General features: G+C 71.2%; 19 protein-coding genes. 17 read left to right on the forward strand and 2 right to left on the reverse strand.

Features of this window, described 5'->3' with window-relative positions:
- Positions 1-176: 176 nt before the first annotated feature.
- From M8H82_RS22595 to rpsD, 3 genes are all read left to right on the forward strand, one after another.
- Positions 177-827 (forward strand): vitamin K epoxide reductase family protein, encoded by a 651-nt coding sequence (locus M8H82_RS22595; RefSeq protein WP_250076704.1) that lies wholly within the window; start codon positions 177-179, stop codon positions 825-827.
- A 43-nt stretch (positions 828-870) separates the two neighbouring features.
- Positions 871-2,226, forward strand: coding sequence for a replication-associated recombination protein A (locus tag M8H82_RS22600; protein WP_250076705.1), 1,356 nt, complete (start codon positions 871-873; stop codon positions 2,224-2,226).
- A 306-nt stretch (positions 2,227-2,532) separates the two neighbouring features.
- Positions 2,533-3,147, forward strand: a complete 615-nt coding sequence (gene rpsD, locus M8H82_RS22605; RefSeq protein ID WP_250076706.1) for a 30S ribosomal protein S4 — start codon at positions 2,533-2,535, stop codon at positions 3,145-3,147.
- Positions 3,148-3,177: 30 nt separating this feature from the next.
- On the opposite strand, the gene M8H82_RS22610 is transcribed toward rpsD, so the two are convergent.
- Positions 3,178-5,352 carry a regulator gene (locus M8H82_RS22610; protein WP_250076707.1) on the reverse strand — a complete coding sequence of 725 codons (2,175 nt, stop codon included), beginning with the start codon at positions 5,350-5,352 and terminating at the stop codon, positions 3,178-3,180.
- 160 nt (positions 5,353-5,512) lie between these two features.
- Here M8H82_RS22610 and M8H82_RS22615 point away from each other — a divergent pair, with 160 nt between their 5' ends.
- The 14 genes from M8H82_RS22615 (at position 5,513) to nusB (ending at position 18,717) form a co-directional block, all read left to right on the forward strand.
- Positions 5,513-5,947 carry a DUF948 domain-containing protein gene (locus M8H82_RS22615; protein ID WP_250076708.1) on the forward strand — a complete coding sequence of 145 codons (435 nt, stop codon included), beginning with the start codon at positions 5,513-5,515 and terminating at the stop codon, positions 5,945-5,947.
- A gap of 7 nt (positions 5,948-5,954) precedes the next feature.
- Positions 5,955-6,305, forward strand: a complete 351-nt coding sequence (locus M8H82_RS22620; protein WP_250076709.1) for a hypothetical protein — start codon at positions 5,955-5,957, stop codon at positions 6,303-6,305.
- On the forward strand, positions 6,305-8,977 hold the full coding sequence (gene alaS, locus M8H82_RS22625) for an alanine--tRNA ligase (protein WP_250076710.1): 2,673 nt from the start codon (positions 6,305-6,307) through the stop codon (positions 8,975-8,977). The genes M8H82_RS22620 and alaS overlap by 1 nt, the downstream gene beginning before the upstream one ends.
- Complete coding sequence (ruvX, locus tag M8H82_RS22630) at positions 8,977-9,441, forward strand: Holliday junction resolvase RuvX (protein ID WP_250076711.1); 465 nt, start codon at positions 8,977-8,979, stop codon at positions 9,439-9,441. Before alaS ends, ruvX begins: the two co-directional genes overlap by 1 nt.
- Positions 9,442-9,562: 121 nt before the next feature.
- Positions 9,563-11,245, forward strand: a complete 1,683-nt coding sequence (gene mltG / locus M8H82_RS22635; protein WP_250076712.1) for an endolytic transglycosylase MltG — start codon at positions 9,563-9,565, stop codon at positions 11,243-11,245.
- Between the two features lie 19 nt (positions 11,246-11,264).
- Positions 11,265-12,104 carry a shikimate dehydrogenase gene (locus tag M8H82_RS22640; RefSeq protein WP_250076713.1) on the forward strand — a complete coding sequence of 280 codons (840 nt, stop codon included), beginning with the start codon at positions 11,265-11,267 and terminating at the stop codon, positions 12,102-12,104.
- 48 nt (positions 12,105-12,152) lie between these two features.
- Positions 12,153-12,431: a hypothetical protein gene (locus M8H82_RS22645; protein ID WP_250076714.1), complete on the forward strand. Its 279-nt coding sequence runs from the start codon at positions 12,153-12,155 to the stop codon at positions 12,429-12,431.
- Positions 12,432-12,616: 185 nt separating this feature from the next.
- Complete coding sequence (gene aroC / locus M8H82_RS22650; RefSeq protein WP_250076715.1) at positions 12,617-13,801, forward strand: chorismate synthase; 1,185 nt, start codon at positions 12,617-12,619, stop codon at positions 13,799-13,801.
- Between the two features lie 26 nt (positions 13,802-13,827).
- Complete coding sequence (locus M8H82_RS22655; protein WP_250076846.1) at positions 13,828-14,310, forward strand: shikimate kinase; 483 nt, start codon at positions 13,828-13,830, stop codon at positions 14,308-14,310.
- Positions 14,307-15,398 (forward strand): 3-dehydroquinate synthase, encoded by a 1,092-nt coding sequence (gene aroB / locus M8H82_RS22660; protein ID WP_250076716.1) that lies wholly within the window; start codon positions 14,307-14,309, stop codon positions 15,396-15,398. The genes M8H82_RS22655 and aroB overlap by 4 nt, the downstream gene beginning before the upstream one ends.
- A gap of 165 nt (positions 15,399-15,563) precedes the next feature.
- A complete protein-coding gene (locus M8H82_RS22665; protein ID WP_250076717.1) occupies positions 15,564-16,406 on the forward strand; it encodes a Pro-rich N-terminal domain-containing protein in 843 nt (280 codons plus the stop codon).
- A 154-nt stretch (positions 16,407-16,560) separates the two neighbouring features.
- Positions 16,561-17,667: an aminopeptidase P family protein gene (locus M8H82_RS22670; protein ID WP_250076718.1), complete on the forward strand. Its 1,107-nt coding sequence runs from the start codon at positions 16,561-16,563 to the stop codon at positions 17,665-17,667.
- Positions 17,668-17,716: 49 nt separating this feature from the next.
- Positions 17,717-18,283 carry an elongation factor P gene (gene efp, locus M8H82_RS22675; protein ID WP_250076719.1) on the forward strand — a complete coding sequence of 189 codons (567 nt, stop codon included), beginning with the start codon at positions 17,717-17,719 and terminating at the stop codon, positions 18,281-18,283.
- Positions 18,284-18,285: 2 nt separating this feature from the next.
- Positions 18,286-18,717: a transcription antitermination factor NusB gene (gene nusB, locus M8H82_RS22680; RefSeq protein WP_250076720.1), complete on the forward strand. Its 432-nt coding sequence runs from the start codon at positions 18,286-18,288 to the stop codon at positions 18,715-18,717.
- 267 nt (positions 18,718-18,984) lie between these two features.
- Here the strand turns inward: nusB and bldD are convergent, their stop codons facing one another.
- Positions 18,985-19,485: a transcriptional regulator BldD gene (gene bldD / locus M8H82_RS22685; RefSeq protein WP_007380685.1), complete on the reverse strand. Its 501-nt coding sequence runs from the start codon at positions 19,483-19,485 to the stop codon at positions 18,985-18,987.
- Positions 19,486-19,710 lie beyond the last annotated feature (225 nt).

Raw genomic sequence — 19,710 nt, forward strand, 5'->3', positions numbered from 1 at the left:
GGTCCGGGCGGTCACGGGGGCTTCGCGGGCACGCGAGGCCCCCGTTGTCCTGAACCGAACGTTCCGGGTCCCTCGGGAGGGTTCCTTATCTCCGGTGAACGGTGGGGACGGGTCCGTTTGCGGCACAATGACCCCTGCCCGCAGAAGGTCCCCCTCTCAAGTGACGGATCGGCGTGATGAGCAAGACGACCCTCCAAGACGTCTCCACCGAGCCCGAGCGCACCGTCCGGGCGCCGCGCACGGAAGGCGGCAGCACGGCCTTCGCGCTGATGCTGGTGATCACCGGCGCGGCCGGGCTGCTCGCCGCGTGGGTCATCACGCTCGACAAGTTCAAGCTGCTGGAAGCGAAGGCCGAGGGGAAGACCTTCGTCCCCGGGTGCAGCCTGAACCCCGTCGTCTCCTGCGGCAGCGTCATGGAGAGCGACCAGGCCTCGGTCTTCGGCTTCCCCAACCCGATGCTCGGCCTCGTCGCCTACGGCATGGTCGTCTGCGTCGGCATCAGCCTGCTCGCCCGCGCCCGCTTCCCGCGCTGGTACTGGCTCACCTTCAACGCGGGCACCCTCTTCGGCGTCGGCTTCTGCACCTGGCTGCAGTTCCAGTCGCTGTACCGCATCGGCGCCCTGTGCCTGTGGTGCTCGCTGGCCTGGGTCGCGACGATCATCATGTTCTGGTACGTCACCTCGTTCACCGTGCGCAACGGCTTCCTGCCCGCACCCCGTTGGCTGAAGGCGTTCTTCGGCGAGTTCACCTGGGTGCTGCCGGTGCTGCACATCGGCGTCATCGGCATCCTGATCATGACCCGCTGGTGGGACTTCTGGACCGGCTGACGGCGCCGCGGGCATTGTCAGTCCCGTGATTTAGGGTTTCAGAGTGGAGCCCGACCTGTTCACCGCCGCAGCCGAAGAACGCCAGGAGAAGGATCCGGCCGCCAGCCCCCTGGCCGTCCGGATGCGCCCGCGCACCCTCGACGAGGTGATGGGCCAGCAGCACCTGCTGAAGCCGGGCTCACCGCTGCGCAGACTGGTGGGGGAGTCCGGCGGCGGCCCGGCCGGCCCGTCCTCGGTGATCCTGTGGGGCCCGCCCGGCACCGGCAAGACGACCCTCGCGTATGTCGTCTCCAAGGCCACCGACAAGCGGTTCGTGGAGCTGTCCGCGATCACCGCGGGGGTCAAGGAGGTCCGCGCGGTCATCGAGGGCGCCCGCCGCGCCACCGGCGGCTACGGCAAGGAGACCGTCCTCTTCCTCGACGAGATCCACCGCTTCAGCAAGGCCCAGCAGGACTCCCTGCTGCCCGCGGTCGAGAACCGCTGGGTGACGCTGATCGCGGCGACGACGGAGAACCCGTACTTCTCCATCATCTCGCCCCTGCTCTCCCGCTCCCTGCTGCTGACCCTCGAACCCCTCACCGACGACGACATCCGAGGGCTGCTGCGGCGGGCGCTGAGCGACGAGCGCGGCCTGAAGGGCGCCCTCGGCCTCCCCGAGGACACCGAGGAGCATCTGCTGCGGATCGCCGGCGGCGACGCCCGGCGCGCCCTGACCGCCCTGGAGGCCGCGGCGGGGGCCGCCCTGGACCAGGGCGAGAGCGAGATCAGCCTCCAGACGCTGGAGCAGACCGTCGACCGGGCGGCGGTGACGTACGACCGCGACGGCGACCAGCACTACGACGTCGCCAGCGCCCTCATCAAGTCCATCCGCGGCTCCGACGTCGACGCGGCCCTGCACTACCTGGCCCGGATGATCGAGGCCGGCGAGGACCCCCGCTTCATCGCCCGCCGCCTGATGATCTCGGCCAGCGAGGACATCGGCCTCGCCGATCCCCAGGCCCTGCCCCTCGCGGTCGCCGCCGCCCAGGCCGTCGCCATGATCGGCTTCCCGGAGGCCGCCCTCACCCTCAGCCACGCCACCATCGCCCTCGCCCTGGCGCCCAAGTCCAACGCCGCGACGACCGCGATCGGCGCCGCCATGGAGGACGTACGCAAGGGACATGCCGGGCCGGTGCCGGCGCACTTGCGCGACGGGCACTACAAGGGCGCCGCCAAGCTCGGCCACGCGCAGGGGTACGTGTACCCGCACGACCTGGCCGAGGGCATCGCCGAGCAGCAGTACGCCCCGGACGCCCTCAGGGACCGCGAGTACTACACCCCGACCCGGCACGGCGCGGAGGCCCGGTACGCGGACGCGGTGGAGTGGACCAGGAACCGCCTCGGTCGCAAGCGGTCCTGAACAGCCTGTAGACTCCCTCGCAGTGCTGTGTCCCGTGCAGTCAGAACGGGACGGTCAGCCGGAGACCCGGTTCTCAGGAACCGGCTCCAGGAGCGTCGCGCACCGTCGAACGGTGTCGCGGGCAGCCCACCACCACTCGTCGCAGGACGGGACCGGTCGGTGGGCCACTCGCGTGCTGCACGTATGTGCCCAGATCAGGGAGCGGCTGCCCAGCAGGTCCGACCGACCGGACGTGCCGGGTCTCCCCGGCTGCGGATGCGACCTCCCTCAACCCTGACAAGCCGAACACCAGGAAATGAGAAACAAGTGGCGAATCAGCCCCGCCCCAAGGTCAAGAAGTCGCGTGCCCTCGGCATCGCGCTGACCCCGAAGGCCGTCAAGTACTTCGAGGCCCGTCCCTACCCGCCGGGCGAGCACGGCCGCGGCCGCAAGCAGAACTCGGACTACAAGGTCCGTCTGCTGGAGAAGCAGCGTCTGCGCGCGCAGTACGACGTGTCCGAGCGCCAGCTCGTCCGCGCCTACGAGCGTGCCTCGAAGGTCCAGGGCAAGACCGGTGAGGCCCTGATCATCGAGCTCGAGCGTCGTCTCGACGCCCTGGTGCTGCGTTCGGGCATCGCCCGCACCATCTACCAGGCCCGTCAGATGGTCGTTCACGGCCACATCGAGGTCAACGGCCAGAAGGTCGACAAGCCGTCGTTCCGCGTCCGTCCCGACGACGTCGTGATGGTCCGCGAGCGCAGCCGCGAGAAGACCCTCTTCTCGATCGCCCGCGAGGGCGGCTTCGCCCCCGACGGCGAGACCCCGCGCTACCTCCAGGTGAACCTCCGCGCCCTGGCCTTCCGCCTGGACCGCGAGCCGAACCGCAAGGAGATCCCGGTGATCTGCGACGAGCAGCTCGTCGTCGAGTACTACGCCCGTTGATCCTTCAGCGGACGTAGCACCACCTGCGCGTCAGCCCGCCGTCTCGCCGCCCTTCCGGGTGCGCGAGGCGGCGGGTTCGTGCATGCCGGGGGTCGCGGGCGCGTGCCGTACGGGACCGCGCGGCGCGGGCAGCCCCCGCAGCGCGCCGGCCGGCGGCCTCCCGCGGCGCAGCGCCCGGGCCACCGCCGCCTCCCGGTCGAGCAGCGCACCCGCCCGTACGCACTCCTCGTACCGCTCGTCGCCCAGCCGCTCCCGGGCCATGGCCTCGCACAGCTCGTGCGGGGCGTTGTAATAGGCCGAGCCGAACAGCGGCAGCCCCACCGAGGGCCACATCCGCTCCGCCGCACCCTGCAGCAGCGCCGCCTCCGCCGGGTCGCCGTCGGCCGCTGTGACCAGGGCCAGCAGCTCCACCGTGAGCACCGAGCCGAGCAGGTCGTGGAAGGAGTGGGCGCCGGCCAGGCAGTCGGTCAGCAGCTCGCGCGCGCGGGCCCGGTCGCCCTCGCGCCAAGCCGCGTAGGCCAGCACGTACAGGGCGTAGGTCCGGGCCCAGCGCTCGCCGTGGTCCTCGCACACCCGGCGCACGTCCTCGCACAGCCGTACCGCCTCGGCCAGATCGTCCTGGAAGGCCCGGGCCATGGCGAGCTCCACCTGGCCCATGAGGACATTACTGTTGAGCTCGCCGATCTCCTGGTAGCGGGCCAGGGCCGAGTGCAGCAGCGTTTCAGCACGGGCCATGTCGTCGGTGACCAGGGCGACACAGCCGATGCGGTGCTCGGCGTAGGCCGCAGCGACCGGGTTGTCCGACGCCTCCGCCTCCTCACCGCACTCGTGCAGCGCGGCGAGCGCGGCGACCGTGTCGCCCTGGAGGACCGCCACATAGCCCAGCACCCACAGGGCCTTCAGCCGGGACTGCTCGTGGCCGGAGTCCAGCCGGACGGCCTGGTCCAGCCAGTGCCGGCCCTCCGACAGGCGCCCGCAGCCGACCCAGTAGAACCACAGCGAGCCCGCGAGGAGCTGGCCCAGATGTGCCTCGTCGGGCTCGGACAGACAGTGCTCCAGGGCGCTGCGCAGATTCGGCAGCTCCGCCTCCACGCGCGCGGCGACCTCCGCCTGGCGCGGCGAGAACCAGTCCAGCTCGCACCAGGTCGCCAGGCCCAGGTACCAGTCGCGGTGCCGGCGCCGCAGCCGCTCCGCGTCCCCGGACGCCGCCAGCCAGTCCGCGCCGTAGGCCCGGACGGTGTCCAGCATGCGGTAGCGCACCCCCGACGCGGTCTCCTCCCGGGAGACCACCGACTGCGCGAGGAGTTCCGAGAGCACGTCGAGGACGTCGTCGGCGTGCAACCCGTGCCCGCTGCACACGTACTCCACGGACTCCAGGTCGAAGCGGCCGGCGAACACCGACAGGCGCGCCCACAGCAACCGCTCCTCGGGCGTGCACAGTTCATGACTCCAGCCGATCGCCGTGCGCAGCGTCCGGTGCCGCCACAGCGCGTCCCCGCCGTCCCGGGTCAACAGCCGGAACCGGTCATCGAGCCGGGCCAGCAACTGCCCGGCGGACAGCGCCCGCAGCCGCCCGGCCGCCAGCTCCACCGCCAGCGGGATCCCGTCCAGGCGCCGGCACACCTCCCGCACGTCGGCATCGCCGGCCGCCACCTCCGTCCCGTGCAGCGCGGCCCGGTCCGCGAACAGCGCGACGGCCTCGTCCTCGGCCAGCGGCTCCAGCGGGAACAGCCGCTCGCCCCGCACCGACAGCGGCCTGCGGCCCACCGCGAGCACCCGCAGCCCCGGCGCCCGGCCCAGCAGTTCGGTCACCAGCTCGGCACAGGCGTCGACCAGGTGCTCGAACCCGTCCAGGACCAGCAGGAGTTGGCGTCCGGCGAGCCGGGACAGGAGCGTCTCGCGCGGCGGGCGGGTGGTGTGGTCGGTGAGCCCCAGCGCCGCCACCACCGCGTGGTCGACGAACGCCGGATCGCGGACCGGCGCCAGCTCCACCCGCCACACCCCGTCCGCCGGCGCGCACCGGGCGGCCGTATGGGCGGCGAGCCGGGACTTGCCCACCCCGCCCATTCCGCACACGGTCACCAGCCGCGCCGCGCCGAGCGCCTCGGCGAGCCCCGCCAGTTCAGCCGTACGCCCGACGAACGCGTCGAGCTCCAAGGGCAGATTGCCGGCCACCGGGATGTCCTCACGCTGTCGGTCTCGCATGGGACACGGAGCGTACTGAAGCGTATTCACTCCGTACAATCGGTTCACCGAACTCGTGCGCCCCCGGGCCGTAATGCGGTACGGAGCCGCGCGCCCGGCGCGATAGGCTCGACCCACGACTTTTCGATGGTGAGACACGTTTCAGGGAGCGGGTGCAACAGTGTCCGGTGGAGAGGTGGCCGGGATCCTGGTGGCCGTGTTCTGGGCGATCCTGGTCTCCTTCCTCGCCGTGGCACTGGTGAGGCTGGCCCAGACGCTCAGGGCGACCACCAAGCTGGTCGCGGACGTGACCGATCAGGCCGTCCCGCTCCTGGCGGACGCCTCCTCGGCGGTGCGCTCGGCGCAGACCCAGATCGACCGGGTCGACGCCATCGCCTCCGACGTCCAGGAGGTCACCTCCAACGCCTCCGCGCTGTCCAGCACGGTGGCCTCCACCTTCGGCGGCCCCCTGGTCAAGGTCGCGGCCTTCGGCTACGGCGTGCGCCGCGCGCTCGCGGGCCGCAAGGACGACGTGCCCGTCAAGGAACCCCGCCGTACCGTGATCGTGGGCCGCACCGTTCCGGCCGCACGGCGGAACAAGCGGAAGAAGGGCTGATCCAGCGATGTTCCGCCGTTCCTTCTGGTTCACCACCGGCGTCGCGGCCGGCGTGTGGGCCACCACCAAGGTCAACCGCAAGATCAAGCAGCTGACCCCGGAGCACCTGGCCACCCAGGCCGCCAACAAGGCCCTCGAGGCGGGAACCCGCCTCAAGGACCGCGCGGTGGGCTTCGCACTCGACGTCCGCGACAACATGGCCCAGCGGGAGGCCGAGCTGGAGAACGCGTTGGGCATCGACGCGGACCCCGAACTCCCCGCAACGCGGCGGCATGCCGTGATCGAGAACCGCACCGAGCCGAAGACGTACGTCATCGACAACACGGCGTACACGTACAACCGGAATGAGGACCACTGATGGAGTCGGCTGAGATCCGCCGCCGCTGGCTGAGCTTCTTCGAGGAGCGCGGGCACACCGTCGTCCCTTCGGCGTCGCTCATCGCGGACGACCCGACTCTGCTCCTCGTCCCGGCCGGCATGGTGCCCTTCAAGCCCTACTTCCTGGGTGAGGTCAAGCCGCCCTTCGACCGCGCCACCAGCGTGCAGAAGTGCGTGCGCACGCCGGACATCGAAGAGGTCGGCAAGACCACCCGGCACGGCACGTTCTTCCAGATGTGCGGCAACTTCTCCTTCGGCGACTACTTCAAGGAAGGCGCCATCAAGTACGCCTGGGAGCTGCTCACCAGCCCTCAGGACAAGGGTGGTTACGGCCTGGAGCCGGAGAAGCTCTGGATCACCGTCTACAAGGACGACGACGAGGCCGAGCGCATCTGGCACGAGGTCGTCGGGGTGCCGAAGGAGCGCATCCAGCGCCTCGGCATGAAGGACAACTACTGGTCCATGGGCGTCCCCGGCCCCTGCGGCCCCTGCTCCGAGATCAACTACGACCGCGGCCCCGAGTTCGGCGCCGAGGGCGGCCCCGCCGTCAACGACGAGCGGTACGTGGAGATCTGGAACCTCGTCTTCATGCAGTACGAGCGGGGCGAGGGCACCGGCAAGGAGAGCTTCGAGATCCTCGGCGACCTGCCGAGCAAGAACATCGACACCGGCCTCGGCCTGGAGCGGCTCGCCATGATTCTGCAGGGCGTGCAGAACATGTACGAGATCGACACCTCCATGGCCGTCATCAGGAAGGCCACCGAGCTGACCGGTGTGGCCTACGGCGACGCCCACGGCTCGGACGTCTCGCTGCGCGTGGTCACCGACCACATGCGCACCGCCGTGATGCTCATCGGCGACGGCGTCACCCCGGGCAACGAGGGGCGCGGGTATGTCCTGCGCCGCATCATGCGCCGCGCCATCCGCAACATGCGGCTGCTCGGCGCCTCCGGTCCGGTCGTCAAGGACCTGGTCGACACCGTCATCGCGATGATGGGGCAGCAGTACCCGGAGCTGGTCACCGACCGCGAGCGGATCGAGAAGGTCGCCGTCGCCGAGGAGAACGCCTTCCTCAAGACGCTGAAGGCCGGCACCACCATCCTCGACACCGCCGTCACCGAGACCAAGCAGGCCGGCGGCACGGTCCTCGCCGGCGACAAGGCCTTCCTGCTCCACGACACCTGGGGCTTCCCGATCGACCTCACCCTGGAGATGGCCGCCGAGCAGGGGCTGTCCGTGGACGAGGACGGCTTCCGGCGCCTGATGAAGGAGCAGCGGGAGCGGGCCAAGGCCGACGCCCAGTCCAAGAAGACCGGCCACGCCGACATGGGCGCCTACCGCGAGATCGCCGACCGCGCCGGTGAGACCGAGTTCATCGGCTACTCCGACACCGACGGCGAGTCGACGATCGTCGGCATCCTCGTCGACGGCGTCTCCTCCCCGGCCGCCACCGAGGGCGACGAGGTCGAGATCGTCCTCGACCGGACCCCGTTCTACGCCGAGGGCGGCGGCCAGATCGGCGACACCGGCCGCATCAAGGTGGACTCCGGTGCCGTCATCGAGATCCGCGACTGCCAGAAGCCGGTGCCGGGCGTCTACGTCCACAAGGGCGTCGTCCAGGTCGGCGAGGTCACCGTCGGCGCCAAGGCCGAGGCCTCCATCGACGCCTGCCGCCGCACGGCCATCGCCCGCGCCCACTCGGCCACCCACCTGACCCACCAGGCCCTGCGCGACGCCCTCGGCCCGACGGCCGCCCAGGCCGGTTCCGAGAACCAGCCCGGCCGCTTCCGCTTCGACTTCGGCTCGCCGTCCGCCGTTCCGACGGCCGTGATGACCGACGTCGAGCAGAAGATCAACGAGGTGCTCGCCCGCGACCTCGACGTCCGCGCCGATGTCATGAGCATCGACGAGGCCAAGAAGCAGGGCGCCATCGCCGAGTTCGGCGAGAAGTACGGCGAGCGCGTGCGGGTGGTCACCATCGGCGACTTCTCCAAGGAGCTGTGCGGCGGCACCCACGTGCACAACACCGCCCAGCTGGGCCTGGTCAAGCTGCTCGGCGAGTCCTCGATCGGCTCGGGTGTGCGCCGTATCGAGGCCCTCGTCGGTGTCGACGCCTACAACTTCCTGGCCCGTGAGCACACGGTTGTCGCCCAGCTCCAGGAGCTGATCAAGGGCCGTCCGGAGGAGCTTCCGGAGAAGGTCTCCGCCATGCTCGGCAAGCTGAAGGACGCCGAGAAGGAGATCGAGAAGTTCCGCGCCGAGAAGGTGCTCCAGGCCGCCGCCGGTCTCGCCGAGTCCGCCAAGGACGTGCGCGGCATCGCCCTGGTCACCGGCCAGGTCCCGGACGGCACCACCGCCGACGACCTGCGCAAGCTGGTCCTCGACGTGCGCGGCCGCATCCAGGGCGGGCGGGCTGTCGTGGTCGCCCTGTTCAGCGTGGTGGGCGGCAAGCCGCTGACGGTCATCGCCACCAACGAGGCCGCCCGCGAGCGCGGCCTGAAGGCCGGCGACCTGGTGCGTACGGCCGCCAAGACGCTCGGCGGCGGCGGTGGCGGCAAGCCGGACGTCGCCCAGGGCGGCGGCCAGAACCCGGCCGCGGTCGGCGAGGCCGTGGACGCCGTGGAGCGCCTGGTCGGGGAGACGGCCAAGTAATGCGCAGAGGACGCCGGCTCGCCATCGACGTCGGGGACGCCCGGATCGGGGTCGCCTCGTGCGACCCCGACGGGATCCTCGCGACCCCGGTGGAAACGGTCCCCGGCCGGGACGTTCCCGCGGCCCGGCGTCGGCTGCAGCAACTGGTCGAGGAGTACGAGCCGATCGAGGTCGTCGTCGGTCTCCCTCGCTCCCTCAAGGGGGGCGAGGGCCCGGCCGCCGTCAAGGTCCGCGGCTTCACCCAGGAACTGGCGCGCATGATCGCGCCGGTTCCGGTGAGGCTGGTGGACGAACGGATGACCACGGTGACGGCCAGTCAAGGACTGCGCGCCTCGGGTGTGAAGTCGAAAAAGGGCAGATCGGTCATTGACCAGGCAGCCGCTGTGATCATCCTCCAGCAGGCACTGGAATCCGAACGGGTGTCAGGTAAAGCACCCGGCGAGGGCGTCGAAGTGGTCATCTGATCGCGATACGGTAACGTTCCGCGCGATGCGGCGGTGTTCGAACAGCCGCCGCACAAAGAGAGGCGGAACGGAAGCGGGCCCCCACGCCGCGCGACCGCCGCCTCGCGGCTCTAGGGGATCGATGACTGAGTATGGCCGGGGCCAGGGCTCCGAACCGTGGCATCCCGAGGACCCGTATCACGGGGACGGTGGATGGGAGGGACAGCAGGCTCAGGCGGGCCAGCAGTCCCCTTACGGCGGCCAGCCGCAGCACTATCCGGAGCAGCAGCAGCCGCAGCAGCCGCAGTACGGCGACTGGGGCACCGGCCAGCAGGACGGATACGGTCAGGCGCAGCAGCAGTACCCGCAGCAGTACGACCAGCAGCAGTACGACCAGCAGTACCAGGGCCAGGGTCAGCAGGGGTACGACAACAACGGCTGGGGCACCGGTACGCACGGGCAGGTCCAGTACACCGACCCCGCGGACCCCTACGGCCAGCAGAACGCCGTCTACGGCGAACAGCAGCCGGACTTCTACGGCACGCCCGAGGCGTACCCGCCGCCGGAGCCGCCGAGCAGACGGCCGGCCGAGCCGGAGCCGCGCACCGACTGGGACCCGGGTCCCGACCAGGGCGAGCACGCCTTCTTCGCGGGCGGCGGTGGCGATGACGACGCCACGGACGACGAGCCGGGGAGCCGGCGCGGCCGCGGGGAGCGGCGGGGCCGGGGCGGCAAAGGCAGCAAGAAAAGCCGTAACGGATGCGCCTGCCTGGTGGTCCTGCTGGTGTTCGGCGGAGGCATCGCCGGGGTCGCATATTTCGGCTATCAGTTTTACCAGGATCGTTTCGGCGCCGCTCCGGACTACGCGGGCAGCGGCAGCGGCGAGCAGGTGACCGTCGAGATCCCCAAGGGCGCCGGCGGCTATGCCATCGGCCAGGAGCTGAAGGCGAAGGGCGTGGTCAAGAGCGTCGACGCGTTCGTCGCCGCCCAGCAGCAGAACCCCAAGGGCAACACCATCCAGGCGGGCGTCTACACGCTGGAGAAGGAGATGTCGGCCGCCAGCGCGGTCGACCTCATGCTCAGCCCGAAGAGCCAGAACAACCTGATCATCCCCGAGGGCACCCGCAATGTCGCGGTTTACAAACTGATCGACGCGCGCCTCGAACTCGACAAGGGCACCACGGCGGAGATCGCCGACGAGAAGGCGGACAGCCTCGGCCTTCCCGAGTGGGCGACGGGCCACAAGGACGTCAAGGATCCGCTGGAGGGCTTCCTCTACCCGTCCAGCTACCCGGTGGCCAAGGGCCAGAAGCCCGAGGCCGTCCTCAAGCAGATGGTCGCCCGGGCCACCGAGAAGTACGAGGAGCTCGGCCTGGAGAAGAAGGCCGAGGACCTGGGCCTGGACAACCCCTGGCAGCTGCTCACCGTGGCGAGCCTGGCGCAGGCCGAGGGCACCAGCCACGACGACTTCCGCAAGATGGCCGAGGTCGTCTACAACCGCCTCAAGCCCGGCAACCCCGAGACCTACGGCTCGCTGGAGTTCGACTCCACGTACAACTACATCAAGAACCAGAGCAAGATCGACCTGACGATCGCCGAGCTGCGGGAGTACGACAACCCGTACAACACCTACTTCGTCAAGGGACTGCCGCCCGGCCCGATCGACAACCCGGGCGAGGAGGCGCTGAAGGGCGCGCTGAACCCGACGGACGACGGCTGGTACTACTTCATCTCGCTGGACGGCAAGACCAGCAAGTTCACCAAGACGCTCGCCGAGCACGAGAAGCTGGTCGAGCAGTTCAACGCGTCGCGGAACAACGACTGACGGCTCAAGGACAGGTGCCATGACAGGTCAGGGCCCAGACGCCCGCCGGGCCGCCGTGCTCGGTTCGCCCATCGCCCACTCCCTCTCGCCGGTGCTGCACCGCGCCGCCTACGAGCAGCTGGGGCTCACCGGCTGGACGTACGACCGGTACGAGGTGGACGAGGCCGCACTGCCCGGGTTCTTCGCCGAACTCGGTCCGGAGTGGGCCGGACTGTCGCTGACCATGCCGCTGAAGCGGGCCGTCATCCCGCTGCTCGACGAGATCAGCGAGACGGCCCGCTCGGTCGAGGCGGTCAACACCGTCGTGTTCACCGAGGACGGCCGCCGCACCGGCGACAACACCGACATCCCCGGCATGGTCGCCGCACTGCGCGAACGCGGCATCGAGCAGGTCGACTCGGCAGCGATCCTGGGCGCCGGCGCCACCGCCTCCTCCGCGCTGGCCGCCCTCGCCCGCGTCTGCACCGGCGAGGTCGTGGCCTACGTCCGCAGCGCGGCCCGCGCCGCGGAGATGCGGGAGTGGGGCGAGCGGCTCGACGTCGAGGTGCGTACCGCGGACTGGGCGGACGCCGCCGAGGCGCTCCGCGCGCCCCTGGTCGTCGCGACCACTCCGGCCGGTGCGACCGACGAGCTCGCCTCCGCCGTACCGGAGCGCCCCGCCACGCTGTTCGACGTGCTCTACGACCCCTGGCCCACCCCGCTCGCGGCCCGCTGGTCCATGTTCGGCGGGGCCGTCGTCAGCGGGCTGGACCTGCTGGTGCACCAGGCGGTGCTCCAGGTCGAGCAGATGACGCGGCGCACGCCGGCCCCGCTGGACGCCATGCGAAAAGCGGGCGAACACGCGCTCGACGCCCGCTAGGATCCTTCCGGTTCCGCAGGGGGCGGGACCGGGAGGGGAACGCGTCCGATGTCCACAGGTCAGCCGCTGGCGTCCGGCAAGAGCCAGATCTTCGAGAGCCTGCTGTGGTTCCTGCCCGACTGGGTGCAGAACACCGTGCTCGTCCTGATCGTGCTCGCACTGCTGGCCACCTGGGTCATCAGGCTGCGCAACAAGCTCGCCCGCCGCCGCGCGCTGCGTCAGCCGCAGCCGCAGCCGGTGCCCGCGATGCGCTACGACCAGGGCAGCGGAGCCGATCACCTCGGCCCGTACGCCCCGCAGCGGCGCCCGGAGGACAGCTCCGCCTGATGGCGCACCCGCGTCGCGCGCTGGCACATTCGCGTCCGACTGATGGACCGGCGACCGGGGACCGCACCGGGACGTGGGAGGATCGGAAGTGGCGGGCCGGGGCCGCGCACCTGGTCGTGCCGTCGCCGTACGCGAGCACACGCGTACGAAGGGCAGTACCAGGGCGCGAGCACTGAGGAGCATCGTTGAGCAGGTTGCGCTGGCTGACCGCGGGTGAGTCCCACGGCCCCGCACTCGTGGCGACGCTGGAGGGCCTCCCGGCCGGCGTGCCGATCACCACGGAGATGGTGGCGGACCACCTGGCCCGGCGCCGGCTCGGCTATGGCCGCGGTGCGCGGATGAAGTTCGAGCGCGACGAGGTCACCTTCCTCGGCGGCGTCCGGCACGGCCTCACCCTGGGCTCCCCGGTGGCGATCATGGTCGGCAACACCGAGTGGCCCAAGTGGGAACAGGTCATGGCGGCCGACCCGGTCGACCCGGAGATCCTCGCCGGGCTCGCCCGCAACGCCCCGCTGACCCGGCCCCGCCCCGGCCACGCGGACCTCGCCGGCATGCAGAAGTACGGCTTCGACGAGGCCCGGCCGATCCTGGAGCGCGCCTCGGCGCGTGAGACGGCGGCCCGGGTGGCGCTCGGCGCGGTGGCGCGGTCGTACGTGAAGGAGACCGCCGGCATCGAGATCGTCAGCCACGTGGTCGAGCTGTGCTCCGTGAAGGCTCCGCGGGGCGTGTACCCGACCCCGGCCGACGTCGAGAAGCTGGACGCCGACCCGCTGCGCTGCCTGGACGCGGACACCTCCAAGGCGATGGTCGCCGAGGTCGATCAGGCCCACAAGGACGGCGACACCCTCGGCGGCGTGGTCGAGATCCTGGCCTACGGCGTCCCCGTCGGCCTCGGCTCGCACGTGCACTGGGACCGCAAGCTGGACGCGCGGCTCGCCGGTGCGCTCATGGGCATCCAGGCCATCAAGGGCGTGGAGCTCGGCGACGGGTTCGAACTGGCGCGGGTGCCGGGCTCCAAGGCGCACGACGAGATCGTGAACAGCCCCGAGGGCATCAAGCGCGTCTCCGGCCGCTCCGGCGGCACCGAGGGCGGCCTGACCACCGGTGAGCTGCTGCGCGTCCGGGCCGCGATGAAGCCGATCGCGACCGTGCCGCGCGCCCTGCAGACCGTGGACGTCACCACCGGCGAGGCCGCCGCCGCCCACCACCAGCGCTCCGACGTCTCCGCGGTCCCGGCCGCGGGTATCGTCGCCGAGGCCATGGTGGCCCTCGTCCTCGCGGACGCGGTGGCGGAGAAGTTCGGCGGCGACTCGGTCGCCGAGACCCGGCGCAACGTGCGCTCGTACCTCGACAACCTGGTGATCCGGTGAACCCGCTGGTGGTGCTCGTCGGCCCGATGGGCGTGGGCAAGTCCACCGTCGGGCAGCTGCTCGCCGAGCGGCTCGGCGTCGGCTACCGCGACACCGACGACGACATCGTCGCCGAGCAGGGCCGGGCCATCGCCGAGATCTTCGTCGACGAGGGCGAGCCCGCCTTCCGGGCGATCGAGAAGCGGGCGGTGCTGCGGGCACTGGCCGAGCACCAGGGGGTCCTCGCGCTCGGCGGCGGCGCCGTCCTGGACGAGGACACCCGCACGGCGTTGACCGGACAGCGGGTCGTCTACCTCTCGATGGACGTCGAGGAGGCGGTCAAGCGCACCGGCCTGAACGCCGCCCGCCCGCTGCTCGCGGTCAACCCCCGCAAGCAGTGGCGCGAGCTGATGGAGGCCCGCCGCCATCTGTACGAGCAGATCGCCACGGCGGTCGTGGCCACCGACGGCCGTACGCCCGAAGAAGTCACCCGAGCCGCCCTGGACGCACTGGAGTTGAAAGAAGCATGAGCGAGGCAGTGACGCGGATCCAGGTCGGCGGAACGGCGGGCAGCGAGCCGTACGAGGTCCTGGTGGGCCGTCAACTCCTGGGCGAGCTCGGCACTTTGATCGGCGACCGGGTCAAGCGGGTCGCCGTCATCCACCCCGAGGCCCTCGCCGAGACCGGCGAGGCGCTGCGTGCCGACCTCGTCGGACAGGGCTTCGACGCCGTCGCCATCCAGGTGCCGAACGCCGAGGAGGCCAAGACCGCCGAGGTCGCCGCCTACTGCTGGAAGGCGCTCGGCCAGTCCGGCTTCACCCGCACCGATGTCGTCGTGGGCGTCGGCGGCGGCGCCACCACCGACCTCGCCGGGTTCGTGGCCGCGACCTGGCTGCGCGGGGTGCGCTGGATCGCGATCCCCACGACCGTGCTCGCCATGGTCGACGCGGCCGTCGGCGGCAAGACCGGCATCAACACCGCCGAGGGCAAGAACCTCGTCGGCGCCTTCCACCCGCCCGCTGGCGTGCTGTGCGACCTGGCCGCACTGGACTCCCTCCCGGTCAACGACTACGTCTCCGGGCTCGCCGAGGTCATCAAGGCCGGCTTCATCGCCGACCCGGCGATCCTCGACCTCATCGAGTCCGACCCGGAGGCCGCCCGCACCCCGGCCGGACCGCACACCGCCGAGCTGATCGAGCGCTCGATCCGGGTGAAGGCCGAGGTCGTCTCCTCGGACCTGAAGGAGTCGGGCCTGCGCGAGATCCTCAACTACGGCCACACCCTCGGCCACGCCATCGAGAAGAACGAGCGCTACAAGTGGCGCCACGGCGCCGCGGTGGCCGTCGGCATGCACTTCGCCGCCGAGCTGGGCCGCCTGGCCGGCCGTCTCGACGACGCGACCGCCGATCGTCACCGCACGATCCTGGAGGCGGTCGGCCTTCCGCTGCACTACCGCTACGACCAGTGGCCCAAGCTGGTGGAGAACATGAAGGTCGACAAGAAGTCCCGCGGCGACCTGCTCCGCTTCATCGTCCTGGACGGCCTGGCCAAGCCCACCGTCCTGGAGGGACCGGACCCGGCCGTGCTGCTCGCCGCGTACGGAGAAGTGGGCCAGTAAGTCCGCCGGGGCGCCGTACGCCCCATTTTGCCTGTGCGCAGGGGCACTTCGGACCGCCCCCGGCCGTTCACCAAACAGCGGCCGGGGGCGGTACCGTTCGGTAGGGAGCGGGGCTCGCCCCTCGCTGCCAGCGCCAATGTCCCGTACGAGATGGAGTGGCACCGGATGCAGCACGCAGTGGGTTCTCCGCTGCCGCCGCCCCACCAGCCGGGGCACGGACCGGCCGTCGGCTGGTCCCCGGCCGCACACCACCCGGGCCCGCACCAGGGGGCCGCCCCCGTCCCACCGCCGGCGCCCGGCTTCGCCGGCCCGCCCCCGGGCCCGGTCCCGCCCGCGCCCCCGCACGTCCCGGGGCCCCCGGCCCCGGACACCACCGGCCACGTACCGCTGCCCCCCGGCGGCCCGGTCGCCATGCCGCCCGCCCCCGCCCCGGGCGCGCCCGATCCGTCGGGCACGACCCTCGCGGTGCTGCTCATCGGCCCGGCGGGCGCCGGCAAGACCAGCGTCGCCAAGTACTGGGCCGACCACCGCCGGGTGCCCACCGCCCACATCAGCCTCGACGACGTCCGCGAATGGGTCCGCTCCGGCTTCGCCGATCCCCAGACCGGCTGGAACGACCACTCCGAGGCCCAGTACCGCCTGGCCCGCCGCACCTGCGGCTTCGCCGCCCGCAACTTCCTGGCCAACGGCATCTCCTGCATCCTCGACGACGCGGTATTCCCCGACCGCCCGGTCGTCGGCCTCGGCGGCTGGAAGCGCCACGTGGGCCCCGGTCTGCTGCCGGTGGTCCTCCTGCCGGGCCTGGAGATCGTCCTGGAGCGCAACGCGGAACGCTCCGGCAACCGCCGCCTCACCGACGAGGAGGTGGCCCGCATCCACGGCCGCATGGCTGGCTGGTACGGCTCGGGCCTGCCGATCATCGACAACTCCCAGCTGGACGTGCAGCAGACGGCACAGGTCCTGGACGACGTCCTCGCCCGCTCCATAGCGAGCCCGCCGAGCTGGTAGGGATCTTTTTGGCGCAGGGGAGCGGACCCACCCAGGGGCGCGGGGAACTGCGCGACAAGCCCCCACCGGCCCGCGCCCGGCGGAACGACCACAGCCACCCCCCACTCGGCCCTCCCGAACGGCGCCGCACCTACACAACTCCTACGCTCGTGTCATGTCAGAGGTGTACGCCACCCGAAGATCCCGCCTGCGGGACCACTGCCAAGCCGGCGGCAGCCAATCCGCTCTGGTCACCCGCCCCGCCAACGTCCGCTACCTGGCGGGCGCGGCCCCCAAGAACGCCGTCCTGCTGATCGGCCGTACCGAGGACGTCCTGGTGTGCACCGGACCGCCGGACGACCGCCCCGCCGAGGGCCGCCCGGACGAGGCGCTGCGCGTGCACCGGGTCCCCGGCGCCGGCGGTGACCCCGCGGTGGCCGCCGCCGATCTCGCCGGGGGACAGCGCGCCGAATCCCTGGCCGTGGAGGAGCACCACCTCACCGTCGCCCGGTACCGGGCCATCGGCTCGGTGGCGCCCCGGCTGCGCCTCGCGGAGCTGGGCGGAGCCGTCGAACAGCTCAGGGTGGTCAAGGACGAGGAGGAGATTTCCTGTCTGCGCATCGGCGCCGAGATCGCCGACCAGGCCCTCGGCGAGCTGCTGGAGTCCATCCTCGTCGGCCGCACCGAACGGCATCTCGCCCTGGAGCTGGAACGCCGGCTCGTCGACCACGGCGCCGACGGCCCCGCCTTCCCGACCTCGGTCGCCACCGGCCCGAACTCCGGCCGCCGCGGCCACCGGCCCACCGACCGGCGGGTCGAGGAGGGCGACTTCCTCTCCGTCTGCCTGGGTGCCACCTACCGCGGCTACCGCTGTGAGATCGGCCGTACCTTCGTCATCGGCACCTCGCCGGCCGACTGGCAGATCGAGCTGTACGACCTCGTCTTCGCCGCTCAGCGCGCCGGCCGGGAGAGCCTGGTGCCCGGCGCCGCCTACCGCGACGTGGACCGCGCGGCCCGCCAGGTGCTGGACTCCGCGGGGCATGCGGAGGGGCTGCCACCGCTCACCGGTCATGGCGTCGGGCTCGAAATCGACGAGGACCCGCAGTTGGGTCCCGCGGCCATGGGTAAACTGGACGCTTGCGTGCCGGTCACCGTCGAACCGGGGGTTCACCTCCCGGGCCGGGGCGGCGTCCGGATCGATGACACGCTCGTCGTCCGCCCCGAGGCGGACGGCGGACCCGAGCTACTCACCATCACGACCAAGGAGCTGCTCGCGCTGTAGGAGTGCGTGCGCCGGGGTCGTCCACGTCAGTCCAGGAGATTCCGCAACCGTGGCTTCCACGAACGACCTCAAGAACGGCATGGTGCTCAAGCTCGAAGGCGGCCAGCTCTGGTCCGTCGTCGAGTTCCAGCACGTCAAGCCCGGCAAGGGCCCGGCCTTCGTGCGCACCAAGCTCAAGAACGTGCTCTCCGGCAAGGTCGTCGACAAGACGTTCAACGCCGGTGTCAAGGTCGAGACGGCCACTGTCGACAAGCGCGACATGCAGTTCTCGTACATGGACGGCGAGTACTTCGTCTTCATGGACATGGAGACCTACGACCAGCTGATGGTCGACCGCAAGGCCGTCGGCAACGCCGCCAACTTCCTGATCGAGGGCTTCACCGCCACCGTCGCGCAGCACGAGGGCGAGGTGCTCTTCGTCGAGCTGCCGGCCGCCGTCGAGCTCGTCGTCCAGGAGACCGAGCCGGGCGTCCAGGGCGACCGCTCCACCGGTGGCACCAAGCCCGCCACCCTGGAGACCGGTCACCAGATCCAGGTGCCGCTCTTCATCACCACCGGTGAGAAGATCAAGGTCGACACCCGCACGAGCGACTACCTCGGCCGGGTGAACAGCTAACCGTGGCTGCCCGCAACACGGCCCGCAAGCGCGCCTTCCAGATCCTCTTCGAGGGCGACCAGCGCGACGCCGCCGTCCTGACCGTCCTCGCGGACTGGGTCCGGCTCTCCCATGCCGACACCCGCCAGCCGCCGGTGAGCGAGTACACCATGCAGCTCGTCGAGGGCTACGCGGAGCACGCGCGGCGGATCGACGAGCTGATCGCGCAGTACTCGGTCGGCTGGACGCTGGACCGGATGCCGGTCGTGGACCGCAACATCCTGCGGCTCGGCGCCTACGAGCTGATCTGGGTCGACGAGACCCCGGACGCCGTCGTGCTCGACGAGATGGTGCAGCTGGCCAAGGAGTTCTCCACGGACGAGTCGCCCTCGTTCGTGAACGGCCTCCTCGGCCGTCTGAAGGAGCTCAAGCCGACGCTGCGCCGGGAGGCGTAGGCGGCGGTACGACGAACGCCGGGGGCCCGCAGCGCGGCTTGCTGCGGGCCCCCGGCGTTCGTGCGCCCAGGGGCGGGGTGGTGTCGGCTGCGGGCGGCCCGGCGGTGGGCCGCAGCTGGTCGCGCAGTTCCCCGCGCCCCTGGGGAGCTGCTCCTGGCGGCATTGCGTGGCCGCCGCCCCGTGCGGGACAGAAAAACCGCCGGGGTGGCCGGACCTTCAGCGGTCCGGCCACCCCGGCGGCACGTTTCTGCTCAGTCGGCAGTTGGGTCAGCTGTCCTCGTGGGACACCGCGCGACGGGCGTCGGCGTCCAGCACGCCCCAGCTGATCAGCTGCTCGGTGAGGACCGAGGGGGACTGGTCGTAGATGACGGCGAGTGTGCGCAGGTCGTCCTGGCGGATCGAGAGCACCTTGCCGTTGTAGTCACCGCGCTGCGACTGGATCGTCGCGGCGTAGCGCTGCAGCGGCCCCGCCTTCTCGGCCGGTACGTGGGCCAGGCGCTCCAGGTCCAGAACCAGCTTCGGCGGCGGCTCGGCGGCCCCGCCCGGCGTGGTGCCGGGCAGCAGCTCCTGCACCGGAACGCCGTAGAAATCCGCCAGCTCGGCAAGGCGCTGCACGGTCACGGCACGGTCGCCGCGCTCGTACGAACCGACCACCACGGCCTTCCAGCGTCCCTGGGACTTCTCCTCGACACCGTGGAGGGAAAGGCCCTGCTGGGTGCGGATGGCCCGGAGCTTGGCCCCGAGCTGTTTGGCGTATTCGCTGGACATATAGCTCCCCGGACACTGTGTCGACGCGGCCGGCCGTCTTCCTGCCGCGCGGCTGGTAACTCACTGTGAGGTTACGCAGCGTGACTCTCGTGCGTCAAGCCGAATGGTCCACACCGACTCTTCCGTGGTCGCGGCCATCGGTTGGGCCAAAGGGGTGATCCGGGTCCGGTTCCGGGCCTGCTACGGTGGATGACGCAAACCCGACGTCCTTTAAGGTCCGTCCCG

This window comes from Streptomyces sp. YS415 (assembly GCF_023544665.1).
Classification (GTDB): Bacteria; Actinomycetota; Actinomycetes; order Streptomycetales; family Streptomycetaceae; genus Streptomyces.